We start from the raw sequence: 15904 nt of genomic DNA, 5'->3' as shown, positions 1-15904 counted from the left end.
TTCTTTATTTACAACACTGGCGACTATTTTTACCGTATAGTTAACACCAAATGTAGTAAAATTACAACTTCTGCTAACTATATGATGAAATTCTTTACTTTACGATGGTTTAGCACCCTGTGCATTCCTATGTACAGTACAAAAAATGTTAAAAAATTACATTTTTCTTGTCACAGCTTTCACATTGGGTACTATTAGAGTGAGCCTTACAACAAACCGAGCCATTTATTTGCCGTATCTGTATGAACATTTTAGAAAAAATAACTCAAAACAAAGCTGCGTTTAGCAAATCAGAAAAGAAAGTTGCTGAGATTATACTTGCTAATCCTCAAACCGCCATCCATTCAAGTATAGCAACCTTAGCTAAAATGTCAGATGTCAGCGAGCCAACTGTGAATCGATTTTGTCGCAGACTTGATACCAAAGGCTTTCCAGATTTCAAGCTTCATTTGGCACAAAGCCTCGCAAACGGCACGCCCTATGTGAATCGTCATGTTGACGAAAACGACAGCCCAGACGAATACACCAACAAAATCTTTGAATCGACAATGGCTTCGTTGGAAGTAGCGAGACAGTCGATAGATGTGAATGTGGTCAATCGGGTTGTTGATTTACTTACTCAAGCCCAAAAGATCTCTTTCTTTGGTCTCGGTGCATCGGCCTCTGTAGCCCACGATGCGTTAAACAAGTTTTTCAGGTTTAATGTGCCGGTTGTCTACTTTGAAGACATTCTTATGCAACGTATGAGCTGCATGAATTGTTCTGCCGGTGATGTTGTCGTGCTAATAAGTCATACAGGCCGCACCAAAAGCTTGGTAGAAATTGCACAGATCTCACGAATGAATGATGCAACAGTGGTAGGAATAACGTCTGCCGACAGTCCACTTGCTCAGGAGTGTAGCTACGTACTATCGCTAGAAGTGCCTGAAGACACCGACATGTATATGCCAATGGCATCGCGCATCGCACAGCTAACCCTTATCGACGTGCTTGCTACCGGCTTTACACTTCGCCGTGGGAATAAATTCAGAGAAAATCTAAAACGGGTGAAGGATACATTGCGTGGGTCTCGTTACGATAAAAGAGATGGCTAAGGGTTACTTCTCTTTCTTCTCTCTTTTTTCTATAAATTATTTTACATGCCCTTCTCTTTCACTTATACATGACTGACGCTTGCGTGTAAGCGTCAGTATCCTATACTCAAACGCTATCGCGATTATTAATCTGTTTCTCGCAAAATAAAGGAAAGTTAACGACAACTGGTCAAGCCAGTAGGGAGTTTTTCTTTCTTTCATTCACATTTTTGTCAAAATACTCTACTATTCTGTAATAAAATTACGTAAAGCGATTACAGCGGTCATTGAGTTGAAATTCAGCTTTACTCATCTTTTCTATAAAAGAAGCAGCGACGGAATCCCATGACTAGAAGAACCAAAATTCTTGCCACATTAGGCCCCTCAACCGATTCACTGGAAAAAATCAAAGCACTTATTGCCGCCGGAGCAAATACGGTTCGCATGAACTTCTCCCACGGTCAAGCAGAAGACCATATTGAGCGCGCGAAGCGTGTTCGTGAAGCGGCAAGAAGCTTGGGTAAATACGTGGCAATACTCGGTGATTTGCAGGGACCTAAAATTCGCGTTGCCCGATTCCAAGAAGGCGCCGTTAAATTACAGATTGGTGCAAAGTTTGTATTAGACGCTGAACTTGAGCGAGATGAAGGCACCGTTGATCACGTAGGCATAGATTATAAAGCACTACCTGATGATGTGTCTGCTGGAGATATCTTATTGTTAGATGATGGACGCATACAGTTAAAAGTGACTGGAGTAGAAGGCCGAAAGGTTATTACCGAGGTTACTGTCGGCGGTAAACTGTCTAACAATAAGGGCATCAATCGTCAAGGCGGAGGCCTCTCAGCAGAGGCTTTGACAGAGAAGGATAAAGAAGACATCAAAACTGCAGCGCTTATCGGTGTTGATTACTTAGCAGTATCTTTCCCACGAAGTGGCGCAGACCTTAACTACGCTCGTGAGCTTGCTGAAGCTGCTGGCTGCTATGCAAAAATTTGCGCCAAAGTAGAACGCGCAGAAACCGTTGCAACTGACGACGCTATTACCGATATTATCAGTGCTTCTGACGCGGTCATGGTCGCCCGTGGCGATTTGGGTGTTGAAATAGGCGATGCCGAGCTTGTTGGCGTTCAAAAGAAACTTATCGCTCGTTCACGTCAGCTTAATAAAGTGGTTATCACAGCAACTCAAATGATGGAGTCTATGATTGATAGCCCAATGCCTACTCGTGCAGAAGTGATGGATGTGGCTAACGCCGTATTAGATGGTACTGATGCAGTTATGCTATCTGCTGAGACAGCGGCGGGAAGTTTCCCTATTGAAACTGTTCAAGCTATGGCACGTGTCTGCGAGGGTGCAGAAACTCATCCTAGCGTAAAAATTTCCAAACATCGCATGGACCAACAGTTTTCATCTACTAGTGAGTCTATAGCCCTATCTGCGGTTTATGCTGCGAATCACTTGCCAAGCGTAAAAGCAATTGTAGGGTTGACAGAAAGCGGAACCACGCCGAAATTAATGTCTCGTATTACCACATCGCTGCCAATTATCGCCATGTCGCGTCATGAAAGTACGCTCAATGCAATGGCACTTTATCGGGGTGTGAAACCGGTGTTCTTCGACTCATCAAACAGTGAGCCAGGCAAACTTAAGCACGACGTGGTTGCTTGTTTGAAAGAAAAAGGGTTAGTGGAGAGTGGTGATAGTATTATCTTAACCTACGGCGATGAAATGGAAAAAGTAGGTGCGACTAATACACTTAAAATTGTAGATGTTGAATAATCTGACATTGAGACAGGTTAAAAATAAGCGAACAGCCTTAGACAGGCTTTAACATTGATGTGATTTACACACTTTGCTCAGCAATTTTGTGTAAACACCTGAAAATTTGATACAAAAAAGGGGCGAAAGCCCCTTTTCTATCTATAGAACTAAAAAATTAGTTCATCGCAGTTTTTGTAACTACAGTAAGATTATTTTCAACATTCTTCACATCAGATGCGTTCTGTGCAATCGCTACGGCCAAGTCTTCCTCTGCGTCAGAATCTACGCTTCCCGTAAGCACAACGTTACCGTTCTCAACGTCTACGTCAATGTCGAAACCCGAAATATCAGAATCCATAAGTAATCGCGTCTTAATGACAGTTGCAATTTTCGCATCGGTCAATTCGCTTGTACCTTCATTTACGCCGTCTTCAAGATCGTCAGACATACCAGATGTCATTGAATCCATGTCTTCGCTTTCGACGACTGTGAGCTTGTTATCTACCGACATAACACCGTCGATATTAGCCACAAGTTCTTCAGCAAGCTTTTTGTCAACTGAATTATCTACTTTACCGGTTAAAATAACGTCGCCATTTTTTACATCGGTATTAATATCAAAAGAATCTAGGTTACCATTGAACAGCAGCGTAGCTTCTGCTTTGCCGTCAATCCATGCGTCTTTGGCACCCTTTTCCCATGCGTTATCTGTATGGCTGTCTGAATTCATATCGCCTGCAACTGCAGCTGTAGACAATGATGTAGCAACAATAATAGATAGTATTGTACGTTTCATAACATTTCTCCTTTGTTGAAACTCACAAATAATAAAGCCAAATGTGTGCCAAAGTCGTAAGCTACTAATATATATGTGATTTTATCAAAATATCAAAAAAGAAGAATAGCTACCTTGCAAAGTTTGCTTGGTTTCAGGCAATTTTTACTGATTCTCATTTAGATTTAAGCTTTGTATATGGAGAGGCTAAAAAACCATTTCAAATGTTATGTATTCTCTTAGAAACTCGAGATAAGTGAAAATAGGTAGGCGTAACTCATAACGTTCACGGTAATCAATAATTACAGAGTAAGATTAACCACAGTTGTACTTTCATGATTAAGCCATTACAGTAATTTCACTTAACACTGTTTTACTACTACCATCACGCTTAGCGTACTTCCACAGCACAATAGTCGCACGATAAGAGTTTCATCTTTTGTGACATGCAATTTATACGGATATTTAATGGACATTTTTCTTGTATCACTTTCAATGTTTTTTATAACAGTTAGCGCTGTTCCCTTGCTGCCATCTTCACACTGGTTAGTAAGAGTGTGGGAGTTTCCGCGATTACAACTTGCGGTGTTGATTGCAGTAACGCTTATCACACTACTCTGCTACAACGGACTCTCACTTCCACCTTGGTTATTGGTTACGTTGGTATCCGGATTGAGTATCAGTCTACTTTATCAGGCTATTTGGATCCTCCCCTACACTCCGTTTTACCGTAAAGAGGTAAACAAAGATGTTAATCCTCAAAAGGAGCGGATTATAAGCATTCTTTCGAGTAACGTTTATATGCCTAACAGCAATTATCACAAGCTAATAGAGCATATACATACTAAGAAACCAGACTTTGTAGTTACCCTGGAATCTAACGAAAAATGGGAGCGCGCACTAAAGCCTATTGAAAAAGACTATCCTTTCACGCAGTTCTGCTCCTTGGAAAATCTTTACGGTATGCACTTGTATAGCAAATATGAATTTGTAGAGCACACGCTTCGCTTTTTGGTGGAGGACGATGTCCCCTCTGTGAAGATAACTATAATGATAGACGGTGAACGCGTTACGCTTCAGTTCCTCCACCCTAAACCTCCTAGTCCTACCGAAAATGAATACGCTCGACCAAGAGATATTGAACTCAATATTGTGGGACAGGAAGTGGCACAAACCTCTGGACCAATTATTGTCGCGGGAGATTTAAATGATGTGGCGTGGTCGCCAACCACACGTAAATTTAAGAAGATAAGCGGACTTTTAGACCCACGGGAAGGACGAGGCTTCTACAATACGTTTCACGCGCACTATCCATTAATAAAATGGCCTCTAGACCACGTTTTTCACTCTTCACATTTTGCGCTAGTAGACCTTGAAAGACTTTCTGATATTGGTTCAGATCATTATCCACTTTACACAGAACTCGTTCTTAAATAATCAAACACAGAACTCACCCAACACTTTTTACCTTACAAAACAGCCCCCTCAAAGAGGGGGCTCAATCATCATTTTTATTCAATAAAGCGAAAATGCTGCCGAAGTCCATTTCTTGATGTTGCGCTTCTTTGCTTATCCCTTTGAGGAAAGCGATTTGGTAGCGCACCACATTACGCTCTCGCAGGCATCCTCACGACGCTTAAAGTGAGCTAAGCCTACCAACTTGCCCTCTCGTGGCCACACCGCCTGATTTAATACTTCAATATCGTCATCGGTTAACTGATCTTCACGCAGCTGAATTTCAACCGCTTTTTTATTTGGCTTAATTAAGGTAGGTATGGCATCCACGATTAATGATTTGTCTACGCATATGTATTCTCTCTTAACCGGATCCCGTACCACTCCTATAACGTTATCGTCGCTAATAATTGCCGGCCACCCTTCAGAAATACGACTCTGACCAAACATAATTAGCGTAAAAGCAACTAATACAAAAAGCGTTAGACAAACAAATTGAAGGCTCAGATCTGGCGCTACAACCACGATTACTGCAACAACTGCAGCAAAAAAAATCCAGCCACCAAACACTCTGCGCATAGCATTAGGAGAAATACCTGAAATAACGTCTACAAGGCGCAACGTTTGTTTGTCGTAATGTCGAAGTTCTACGGAAGACTGAGATGACACAAGAATAACCACCATCGATAAAATAAAAAAATGAACCAACACTATTACGTGCGAGACATGGTTAAAGGCTTAAACATTCTATCTTCATCAATACCACGGTTGTGTTCTATACCTACGGCATAAAGAAAGATTACAAATAAGTTGTTGAAAAATAATTACTTAAGCATTGATGTCAGATTAGCAAATAACCCTTCGGTCGCATAGCATTATTCGTCTCAAAAAAGAAAAAGCCCCCTAATGTTGCCTGCCTGTAAATTTTTCCTTCTCATTTGTAAAAATACGTATCGCGTTTCTTCCCCTTGGGTTAAATATTAAATAATTACATATAAAACAGCACCTTAAAAACTGGTTCGACTATTGCTTAACTGAAAACAAGAACGAATTATTGTAGACAAAAGTATAAGGCACAGTGTTGTGCATTCTCTTATCTACAACACGCCTCCTCTTATAGTGATGGAAAAGGGATATTTAAAATGAGTGCACCAATAAGCGTGATAACAATAGTGAAAAACAGAACTGAAAAGCTTTGTAATCTCATTAATCAGCTTGAAGCTTGCAGCACTACTCCTAATGAATTACTCATTGTTTGGATGACACCACCTTCTGACTTGTCACTTATCACCAGTGGCAAATTCAACATTGAACATAAATTTGTGAATCAGAAAGAGCTTCCCATTGCTAAGGCAAGAAATAAAGGGCTGTTTGAAGCGAAAAACGAGCTATTGGCTTACATCAGTGTTGACACAATTTTTTCTCCCTCATGTTTTGAAGAAGTCAAATCAGCACTCGCTCCTTCATCAGTCATGAGGGCTCCGGTGTGTCGCATACCGATTACTTCTCGCCATCAACACTACTCAATACTTTTAAATACCAAAAGCGAAATACATGTTCATAAATCTGTTCCTGTAACACAAACCAGCGTCCCTCTGCATCACAACTCTCAGCAAAGCGGACTTTCAACGAGCAATAATTTGCCAACAGTGAGCCTAAAACACGATACAGAGTCAGCAAATAAAAAGGATGATAATCATGGAAAATTTAGTAACGATAGCACTGCTTCTGCAATGTTTTTTATACGTAAGACAGACTTTGAAAAAACCGGCGGCTTCGATGAAACCTTCGACGGTTACGGGTTAAATGACGAAGACTTCTTCGCACAGTGTCGAGAAGTTGGACTGACTCTTACCGACTCTCCTTCGATGGTTTTTTCTCCGGTTCGCGATCTCACGCGATGCCCAGTTAATCATTTATTAGACTTTGTCCATAACGCACAGCTTTTCCGTGAAAAGTGGGGCTTCTTTCCGCGCAAAGATATTCTTAATAGCTACGCCGAAAAGGGATTAATAAATAACGATTTTGAAACTAGCAATATTCATGTCACTCGCTTGCCGAACGAAGAAGAGATAACAGAAAGTGAAAAAGCCTTAGAACCAATTGATGAGGCAGATCAGGAAGGGTCCGTGGTAAAGAAGCGCTCAAATGAAGCGTTAGCCGCTCAAGAAGCCACCTCACTTTTTATCGCCCACAATATTCAACGTAAACCTAGCGCTTCACAGCGTTCTCATTATGCTGCCTCTTCATTGGCGCAAGTATCTGGATAAGCACCGACCTAAAGCTCTTCTTAAAATTTTATCACTGCTTGATAAAGTTAACTAGCTGATATATTGCTTATCAAAAGTGTGTCTATTACATTACTAGACAAGGTTTGCCAGATGCGTTTGTAATGACCATAAAGTCTCAGTACATCTTTGCCCTATTGCTTACTGCCACAGCAGTGTCTCTATCCTTTTTTATCCTTAACGATTTATTGAACGATCAGCGTCAAGATGCAGAAATAATCAATATCGCTGGCCAGCAGCGAATGCTTTCTCAAAGAATTGCGTTGTTGCAGTCATCCACTAATTTATGTGCCAGCACGCAAACCAAAAGCTATTTAGCCTCCTCATTAGATAAGCTCGAAAGTAACCATGCAAAACTCATCGCCCTTGATAATTTATCAGCCGCCCACAAAGACTTGTATTTTGGGGATGTAAACCTCGATAAAGCCGTTAATACCTATGTAAAAAGCGGCAGAAACAAACTTGCGAGTGCATCTAGTACAAGCAATGCAATGAGTGAAGTCAGTGAAAGCAATAGAGAATGCCCCACAACATCTTTGCTAAACGCATCAGTTCAACCGTCTGCGTTATCTTCGATAATTGCAGATTCCACACAACTTCTTAAGCACTTAGATATGGCTGTCACCTTATTTGAAGACGAGGCCAGCGCCCGCGTGAACAATGCAGAAAATTTTGCGCTGTATCTTTGGCTAATAACGTTACTACTACTTGTTATTGAGGCGGTATTTGTTTTTACGCCAATGGAAAAGCAAATACGTCGTTCGTTAGCCCGTCTCACTAAACTAAAAAACGTGGCTATGGAAGAAGCAGAAAAAGCGAAGCGGGCAAGCCAAGCGAAATCAGACTTTCTATCTAGTATGAGCCATGAACTGCGAACGCCGATGAATGGGCTTTTTGGGATGATTGAACTTGCCATTGATACGCCTAGTAAAAGCAATATCTACCTTAAAAAAGCGAAGATTTCAGGTAGGCAGCTACTCTCTCTTATCAACGACATTCTCGATATTTCAAAAATTGAAGCAAACAAAATTAAAATAGAAAAAGTGCCTGTCGACTTGCTTCAAGTGTTAGATGACGTCGTATCGTTGCAACGTGTTTTTTGCCAAAAGAAAGGGCTCGAGTTTTATTACCATAAAGAGGCAAGCCTTCCCCCCATTATAGAAGGCGACGTGACTCGTATCTCACAAATTCTGCATAATTTGCTAAGCAACGCAATTAAGTTTACCCCATCCGGCAGCGTTTCATTGAATGTGAGTCACGCCATGTCGGGCGATTCACTTTTACTCACGTTTGATATTATCGATACTGGGATTGGCATAGAAGAAGGTGTCATTGACAAAATTTTTCAAAAGTTTGAACAAGCCGACCAAACCACTACCCGCCAGTTTGGCGGAACGGGGCTTGGTTTAAGCATCGCAAAACAGCTGTCGCTGCTGATGGGTGGCGACATAAGCGTGCACTCAGCGGTAGGAAAAGGGACGACCTTTTCATTTACTATGAACACACAGGAGGCCCGTTTACCTTCTATGCCTGTTCAGTCAAAATCTGATGTTCGCTGCGCTATTATTGACGACTTACAAACTAGTAGAGAATATCTGGCCCATATTTTGGCTTCTCTGCATATTGAAGGTACCTGCTATTCTTCGGCCAGCGACTTTTTAAACCACACGCCTTTTGACTACGACGCTATTATTGTTGATTTAGCGATGCCGGACGTAAGTGGTTTAGACCTTATTGACCAATTGAAACACAGTAAGCACAGTGTCCTTCCAAAGATAATTGTAGTATCTGCGGAATTAGAGAGGCTAAACGGTCAAAACACGCTAACGGAAGTGATATGGCGCTCACACACTAAGCCCATCAATAGACGTGAAATAGAACAAGATTTGCGTAAATTACTTGCCAGTTCTTATTCTGTTGCTGAAACGCCAAAAGCTAAGGGAAAGAAAAAGCGCATTCTGTTAGCGGAAGACAATGAGATTAACGCGGAAATTGTCAAAGCACTTTTACAGCAAGAAAATTTTATTATATTACACGTTAAAAATGGACAAGACGCCCTTGAGGCCTGTATTAAGCACACCTTCGACCTCATTCTCATGGATTGCAATATGCCGGTGATGAGTGGTATTGAATCTTCCATATCTATTCGAGCCACTTTAGACTTAAAAACACCCATTATTGCGTTAACAGCGAACGCATTCACCGAGGATAAAGAGGAGTGTTTGGCGGCTGGCATGAACGACTTTCTTACCAAACCTATAGACAAAGACACCTTAATTACCTGCATCAAAAAGTACCTAGGTGAATGACCTAGCCTTAATGCTTAACATTAACCCATTAACCCATTGCACCTTTACCAGAGTTTTATTCTTAGCATTATAGCTATTGCTCTGGCTTGCACATCAGCTAGAACAATAGCGTAATCGTCAGCATCATGTTACTGATACTCAACTTCCTCACTGGTATAGCCCGGTGCAATAGCAAGGTTGTCTGTATTTGCCAAGCTTGCCTGATTTTTCAGCCACAATTGGTACTCACCCGTTCGCAGACTGGCTAATTTAGTGCAATCCACGTTCCACCTTCTGAGCAAATACCCCGCCATTGCAGCACGTACTTGAAGTACCAATACGCCCTCTTCCATGGCGTAGTCTAGCTCTATCGCTGTAGGGTATTTAATATTTTTAGGGTGAGGAACAATTTCAAGGGGTATCATTCTTTGCCACGCCTCGTCACAGGTTTTGAGTTCACTTTCATCAGGTGTATCTTTAACCGTCACCTTGCTAATCCGGGTTAATACAAAGTCTCGAAAACTCTGAGACTTTCTATCAAATGCGCGAACATGCCACCGCTGCCCGTTATCAACAATACTATGTGGAACCAGCTCTCGCGCGCCTGAGCCGCTACTAAGCGACGTATAAATCACGCTCATGGCTTTTTGATTCACAATAGCTTGCACTACTTTAGCCACAACAAATATATCCGGCACGTTAAGGGACGACGCGCTTTCAACGGGAAAATGAATATCGCCGATGGCATCAAAGCCATCTGAAATATCATTGGCTAATTTGACTAACGTACGCCTAGCATCGTGCTCGAAGAGTGGCAAAAAGGATTCTGTTTGAAAATACCGCTTTTCTTGCGCTGAATACACCAAGTTGTCAGGCGCTAACTCTTTGTACAACGTAAAGTCTCGAGAGCCGGCAGACAGCCCCACTTCGAAGCGCTTAATAAGGTCTTGTCGATGAATAGCGCCTTTAAATAAGAGGCAAAAATCGATGTAAGCCAGTCGCTGGCGTTGTGAAAAAGAGATGGTATCTAGCATTAAAGCGCCTCATTATTTTCGACAGAGTATTTTTACAGGCAAAGCTATTTGTTAACGCATTCACAATAGAGATTACAAAATAAGCGTTACGGGCTAACCGCTGTAAGAAACGTGTTCTTTTAGCCAGTGTGGTTCATTTTAAGCCGCGTGTAAATATAAACTTTAATCAGGCAGGGTATTCGCAATGAGTGTTTACTGTGAGTTGGTTTTTGCGGGTCGGTTAGTGTGAGACGGTTAGTGTGAGACGGTTAGTGTGAGACGGTTAGTGTGAGACGGTTAGTGTAAATCGGTTAGTGTGTGACTGACATCATGTCGGCACGTGCAATAAAAAAGCACCTTTCGGTGCTTTTTTCTAACTGCTAGCAAACAGCGCTGCCTGCTATGTATTTCTGATATAGCTACTTGGCGTAATTAGCAAGAAACTTATCAAAGTCACTTTGAAACGCTGTTTTTAAGCGAAGGCACTGTTGAGATTCGTCTTGCATAATTTCAACACCTCGCGACATACCTTCGTAACGGTCTTGAATCTTGCTATAAAACGTGTCCGCCATGGCAAGGTTTGTTTCAGAGCAGCTTAAAGACACAAATTCAGGCATGCGCGCTACGTGATAGTCTGGCATCTTCTTAATCAAGGCGTCAGCGTTATTATGAAGCCACTGATACAACAAGGTATGATCATCAAGATTTCTTGCCACCCGAGCAACCATATACATGGTGTTTGCTGGTGTTATCTCATTGGTTAATGCCAAGTCTAACATCTTGAATACAGATTCCTTGTCGTCAAAACGCATGGAATAAATCAGCGTACTTTTTACGTTTGGCAACTGCGCTTTTTTAAATGCACTTACCACATCGTTAAACCATTTGGCGTTATCTTTATCTGCACTATTTTTTGTCGCAATAGCAAGGGCAGTTCCGGCAAGGCCAGAAGAAACACTTGTTGTATCGTCGATGTACTTTTTAGCGAGCACGTTACTCTTCTCAACCAAGCTATCGCTATCGGCATACATACCTAGAAAGCCATACAGCTGGTTGCGAAGGCGAATAATGTCTGTCGAATCATCATCTGCCTGAGTAAGGCTCAGTGAATCTAATAGCGGCATATAATTTTTAGTAAGCAAGGTAGCATACGCATCGCGATTGCTATCATTGACTAAGTAATCAAATTCTTGCAGTACACCTACAGCTGCGCGAATAACGGCAGGGTCTTCGTCAGCACTTAATGCATTGAGTACTTTCATCACACTATCAACACCAACCTCATCAGCATTTAACAGCGCTTGGTAGTTATACAACACGTTTTTCTTTTCACGCTTGTTCAGTACCTCAATATTTGCCAGTAAATTGTCTAACTGCGCAGGCGAGACAGACCAGCGAAAATAGCCTGTGGCATTGTCATTAGGATACACCCAGTCAGCCTCAGCTAGCTGAGGAAGCGTTGTAGTGGTTTTGTCGATAAACACAACCTCACTTTTCATTTCGCCGTTTTGCTGGTAGGTCAACTTAAGCGGTATGGCCCACGTTTTTTCTTCTACCGATGCACCAGCAAAATGGAAGCGAGACTGAGTGACTTTACCGCCTTCTGTAATATGAATGATGGGGTAGCCTGGCTGTTCTAAATAGGCTTTCATCATTGCACTTAAATTAAAGTCGGATACGCCATCAAGCGCTCGCCACAAATCATCAGCTACCGTATTACCCCATGAATGGGTTTTCATGTAATTACGCACGCCCTCACGGAAGCTGTCGGTACCGATTAGCGACTCAATCATTTGCAAAATTGATTCGCCTTTTGAGTAATTAAGCCCCAAACCATCCATAACGTCAGGCTGACGTTTCACTACTTTTTTCACGGGCTTTACCGTTGGGCTTGCATCTGCACCAAAAGCGCCTTCTTGAACAAGGCGATCCGCATAGTTTAACTCAGGATATAACGTCTTCATTGTGTGACTTGCAGCCCATGAAGCAAACGCTTCGTTTAGCCACAGGTCGTCCCACCAGGCCATGGTCACTAAATTGCCAAACCATTGGTGGGCAAGTTCGTGCGCAATCACATTAAGTGGGCCAGAGCGCTCAGTAACACTTGGGTTATCAGCTAAAAGCAATAGGCTATCGCGATAGGTAATTAGACCCACATTTTCCATAGCGCCATGTGTGAAGTTAGGTACAGCCACAAAATCCATTTTTTTGTATGGATATTTGATGCCAAAGAAATCTTCTAAAGACGTCAGTATTTCTGGGGTGTGCTTGATAACAAACTTCGTTTTGTCGATATAGCCTTTTGGCACATAAATACGACCTGGCACAGACAACCCTGTCATCTCAGTGCTATCAAATGGGCCTACTGTGTAAGCGATAAGGTAGGTCGGCATAGGCTTTGTTTTTTCAAACTGAACGGTTTTCAAACCACCGCTTACCGACTCTTCAAGCACAGGCGTATTTGATACCACTACCTGATGGGCAGGCGCGCTAATGGTCATTTGATATGGAATTTTAAAAATAGGCTCATCAAAGCTTGGAAACGCTTTTCTAGCGTGCATGTCTTCAAACTGGGTAAAGATATAATTGTTTTCTTCAAAACGAGACAGGTACATGCCGTCTGACGACGTGTTTACATTGCCTTCAAACGCAATTTTAAGCGTGTAGTTGCCAGGCTTGATAACGTTCTCAGCCGTCCCCCAATTAATATCATAGTCACTTTCCATAACGCTTAGCGACAACGATTGCTCAGCGTTGACTAACGCAGCAGACGTAATGGATAGATCGTGCTGATAAAAACCTACTTTTTGAGTCGGTGAATTGACAACAACGTCAATCTCCGTCGTCCCCGAGTACGATGGTTTATCCGGGTCGACATTTAAGTGAATACGTTGAAAGGTGGGGCTTACTGACGATGGCAGACGATACTCAACATCGACTGCGTTAGCAAAACTGCTCAATAGCATGTTTAATGTGAGCAGCACCGCTGCCGTATTAAACAGCGCAGTTATTCGTTTCATTATAATTATTCCATGTGTGAAGCAGTGCGATATCGCCGCTGCAATGTTTTTTCCACTGCATAGAATAAAAGGGAACAAGGACTACGGCAATGCCAAGCTGTCATAATCAATAATGAAATTGTTACCGTTCGTTTCAAGCCTGACAATTGGTAGATTCGTCGCAAATAGTTGATTGAGTCAATGGCTTAATTGAAAAGGCCTTAGCGGCCTCTCCTTAGAAACGGTAGCGCCTAAGCTGCGCTTGCATTTGTTTAATTTGATCAACCAACTCATTGCAGCTTATTGCCACCTCGGTGGCATAGTTTCGATTGGCATCACCAACGGCCTTAATACTCTCAACCCCTTGAATAACGTTTCTTGCCACCTCCTTTTGCCCTTGTGCAGTATGCGAGGCCTCTTGGTTTAATCGAGTAATTCGAGCCACTGCACCTAGTGCTTGTTCCAGTGAGACTCCTGCATTTTTAGTGACTTCAAGGGTATTATAAGCCGTATCTTTATTGCGATTCATTTTTGATGCGGCTTCTCTGCTACCTTGTTGTAAACGTTCAATCGTAATGCGAATTTCTTCTGTCGATGACTGCGTTCTGCTTGCCAAAGAGCGAACTTCATCAGCTACAACAGCAAAGCCTCGTCCTTGCTCACCCGCCCTAGCCGCTTCAATTGCCGCGTTTAATGCCAGCAAGTTTGTCTGCTCGGCAATATTGCGTATCACTTCCATCACGCCGCTAATTTCTTCACTGGCTTGCGCTAACTCATCAATGACTTTAACTGACTCATCAACATCATTAGCCTGGGCTTGAATATCATCGATAGTTTGCGCAAGCACGCTTACGCTGGTTCTGGTGTCGCTATCTGCGGCTGTGGCAGCTTCACTGGAACTGGTAATACTGGCAGAGACGTTGTCAGTATTTTCTTGCAGGAGAACGATGGCAGAATCAATTTTATCGGTTTCTAAAGAAAGTAACGACACTGACTCGCTAGACTGCTCTGCGGTTTTGTTAAGCATCTGTGATTTAGTCAGCATACCGCCGGTTGTGGCATCTACGTTTTGCAATGTCTCTTGAAGCTGGCCTAATAGTTGATTAAAGGCTCTAGCCATTTGCCCAAACTCATCACCCCTTTTGCCTTCAAACCTAAAAGTAAGGTCGCCTTCGCCAGAGGTTAAGTTTGTTACCACCGCAATAAATTCCTCAAGGGGCCTACCCACTATGTATTTAACGAGCAACCATATCGTAATAAGTACACCTGCACTGGCCACCAGTACTTTTGCAATCACCGCAAAAACAGCCGCGCTTATGAGCGACGATTTTTCACTTTCCGACGCGACCAAAATAATATCGTAGCCCCACGCTTTAAAAGGCACGATCGTTGTCGACCATTTATCACTATTACTGAGTGCAGACTGCACTGTTTGCTCATTGACATGAGACGAGTGCATGCGAATATTGCCCTTACCATCTCTCAAGGCGACGAAGCCTTCATCAAGAAGGTGGCTTTTCTTAATTGCATCCTCGAGCACGTTTAGATCTGCAGAATAACCTACATACCATATGCCAATAACACGGCCTTGGGCGTTGAACATGGGCTCATAGCCAGTGAGATAAGGGCTACCTAGAATATCTACCGCACCATAATAGGCCTGTTGTTGCTCTATTTGTTTTATAGCCTTACCGGATGGAGCGAGCTTAGTACCGATAGCTCGCGCACCGTTTTTAATAACGTTGGTACTGACCCGAATATAATCATTGCCCGTTTTACTGAATAAGGTGGCGGTACCGCCCATTACGTCAGTCAACCCGTCTACCAATGAAAAGTCGTTAGCTTGCGCTTGAGAACCGAGAAATAATTGTTGAGCTGGTGTGTCTTTTACGGTGACAACCCCACCATGACTAGGAACGCCCAGCGCTTCGCCTCGCTGCTTGAGCAGCGACATACTGCTTTTTACTCGCTCCAGTACAATAGCGTCAGTAACGGTGAGAATATTAACGAGCCTGTCTGCTGTGTTTTGTTTTTGCGTTTCTATCTGCTTTACGACACTGGAAGACGTGGTGACTACTGTGATAATTGCGATGACCAAGGCTAATAAGGCGATGACAGAACTAATTGCTAATAAAAACTTACGCTGGATCGACATACAATTTTCGCTCGCTCATGAAGGTTGTTAATGCTATTTGCTAATTATTGTTATTCAGGCACCTTCCCTAGTTAACGCACTCCATATACTTAAA

General features: G+C 42.5%; 10 protein-coding genes. 5 read left to right on the top strand and 5 right to left on the bottom strand.

The window, feature by feature from the left end; all coding sequences use genetic code 11:
• Positions 1-242: 242 nt before the first annotated feature.
• The gene (locus JV36_RS0117675) at positions 243-1094 is read left to right on the top strand and encodes a MurR/RpiR family transcriptional regulator (RefSeq protein WP_032096656.1); all 852 of its coding nucleotides are present in this window, start codon (positions 243-245) and stop codon (positions 1092-1094) included.
• A 324-nt stretch (positions 1095-1418) separates the two neighbouring features.
• The gene (gene pyk / locus JV36_RS0117670; RefSeq protein WP_032096657.1) at positions 1419-2855 is read left to right on the top strand and encodes a pyruvate kinase; all 1437 of its coding nucleotides are present in this window, start codon (positions 1419-1421) and stop codon (positions 2853-2855) included.
• A gap of 157 nt (positions 2856-3012) precedes the next feature.
• Here the strand turns inward: pyk and JV36_RS0117665 are convergent, their stop codons facing one another.
• On the bottom strand, positions 3013-3633 hold the full coding sequence (locus tag JV36_RS0117665) for a BON domain-containing protein (protein WP_032096658.1): 621 nt from the start codon (positions 3631-3633) through the stop codon (positions 3013-3015).
• A 447-nt stretch (positions 3634-4080) separates the two neighbouring features.
• Between JV36_RS0117665 and JV36_RS0117660 the strand changes: the two genes are divergently transcribed.
• A complete protein-coding gene (locus tag JV36_RS0117660) occupies positions 4081-5049 on the top strand; it encodes an endonuclease/exonuclease/phosphatase family protein (protein WP_032096659.1) in 969 nt (322 codons plus the stop codon).
• Positions 5050-5181: 132 nt separating this feature from the next.
• On the opposite strand, the gene JV36_RS0117655 is transcribed toward JV36_RS0117660, so the two are convergent.
• A complete protein-coding gene (locus tag JV36_RS0117655) occupies positions 5182-5736 on the bottom strand; it encodes a hypothetical protein (protein ID WP_032096839.1) in 555 nt (184 codons plus the stop codon).
• A gap of 473 nt (positions 5737-6209) precedes the next feature.
• On the opposite strand from JV36_RS0117655, the gene JV36_RS0117650 reads away from it, so the two are divergent.
• Both JV36_RS0117650 and JV36_RS0117645 read left to right on the top strand, forming a co-directional pair.
• Positions 6210-7337, top strand: coding sequence for a glycosyltransferase family 2 protein (locus tag JV36_RS0117650; protein ID WP_052010226.1), 1128 nt, complete (start codon positions 6210-6212; stop codon positions 7335-7337).
• A gap of 122 nt (positions 7338-7459) precedes the next feature.
• On the top strand, positions 7460-9664 hold the full coding sequence (locus JV36_RS0117645; RefSeq protein ID WP_032096660.1) for a response regulator: 2205 nt from the start codon (positions 7460-7462) through the stop codon (positions 9662-9664).
• Between the two features lie 128 nt (positions 9665-9792).
• Here the strand turns inward: JV36_RS0117645 and JV36_RS0117640 are convergent, their stop codons facing one another.
• The 3 genes from JV36_RS0117640 to JV36_RS0117630 form a co-directional block, all read right to left on the bottom strand.
• Entirely contained in the window at positions 9793-10677 is an 885-nt protein-coding gene (locus JV36_RS0117640; protein ID WP_032096661.1) for a WYL domain-containing protein, read from the bottom strand.
• Positions 10678-11075: 398 nt separating this feature from the next.
• Positions 11076-13622 carry a M1 family metallopeptidase gene (locus tag JV36_RS0117635; protein ID WP_235207899.1) on the bottom strand — a complete coding sequence of 849 codons (2547 nt, stop codon included), beginning with the start codon at positions 13620-13622 and terminating at the stop codon, positions 11076-11078.
• A 268-nt stretch (positions 13623-13890) separates the two neighbouring features.
• Complete coding sequence (locus tag JV36_RS0117630; protein WP_032096662.1) at positions 13891-15810, bottom strand: methyl-accepting chemotaxis protein; 1920 nt, start codon at positions 15808-15810, stop codon at positions 13891-13893.
• Positions 15811-15904: the final 94 nt, after the last annotated feature.

It is taken from the genome of Alteromonas sp. LOR (assembly GCF_000753865.1).
GTDB lineage: Bacteria > Pseudomonadota > Gammaproteobacteria > Enterobacterales > Alteromonadaceae > Alteromonas.
Note: the sequence above shows the minus strand (reverse complement) of the source record. Positions and strands in the feature narration are given on the sequence as shown.

Bases quoted from the DNA above. Each gene is read 5' to 3' on its own strand.
- JV36_RS0117645 (WP_032096660.1), top strand. From the start codon at position 7,460: ATGACCATAAAGTCTCAGTACATCTTTGCCCTATTGCTTACTGCCACA.
- JV36_RS0117675 (WP_032096656.1), top strand. From the start codon at position 243: ATGAACATTTTAGAAAAAATAACTCAAAACAAAGCTGCGTTTAGCAAA.
- JV36_RS0117630 (WP_032096662.1), bottom strand. From the start codon at position 15,810: ATGTCGATCCAGCGTAAGTTTTTATTAGCAATTAGTTCTGTCATCGCC.
- JV36_RS0117640 (WP_032096661.1), bottom strand. From the start codon at position 10,677: ATGCTAGATACCATCTCTTTTTCACAACGCCAGCGACTGGCTTACATC.
- JV36_RS0117660 (WP_032096659.1), top strand. From the start codon at position 4,081: ATGGACATTTTTCTTGTATCACTTTCAATGTTTTTTATAACAGTTAGC.
- JV36_RS0117665 (WP_032096658.1), bottom strand. From the start codon at position 3,633: ATGAAACGTACAATACTATCTATTATTGTTGCTACATCATTGTCTACA.
- pyk (WP_032096657.1), top strand. From the start codon at position 1,419: ATGACTAGAAGAACCAAAATTCTTGCCACATTAGGCCCCTCAACCGAT.
- JV36_RS0117635 (WP_235207899.1), bottom strand. From the start codon at position 13,622: ATGCTATTGAGCAGTTTTGCTAACGCAGTCGATGTTGAGTATCGTCTG.
- JV36_RS0117650 (WP_052010226.1), top strand. From the start codon at position 6,210: ATGAGTGCACCAATAAGCGTGATAACAATAGTGAAAAACAGAACTGAA.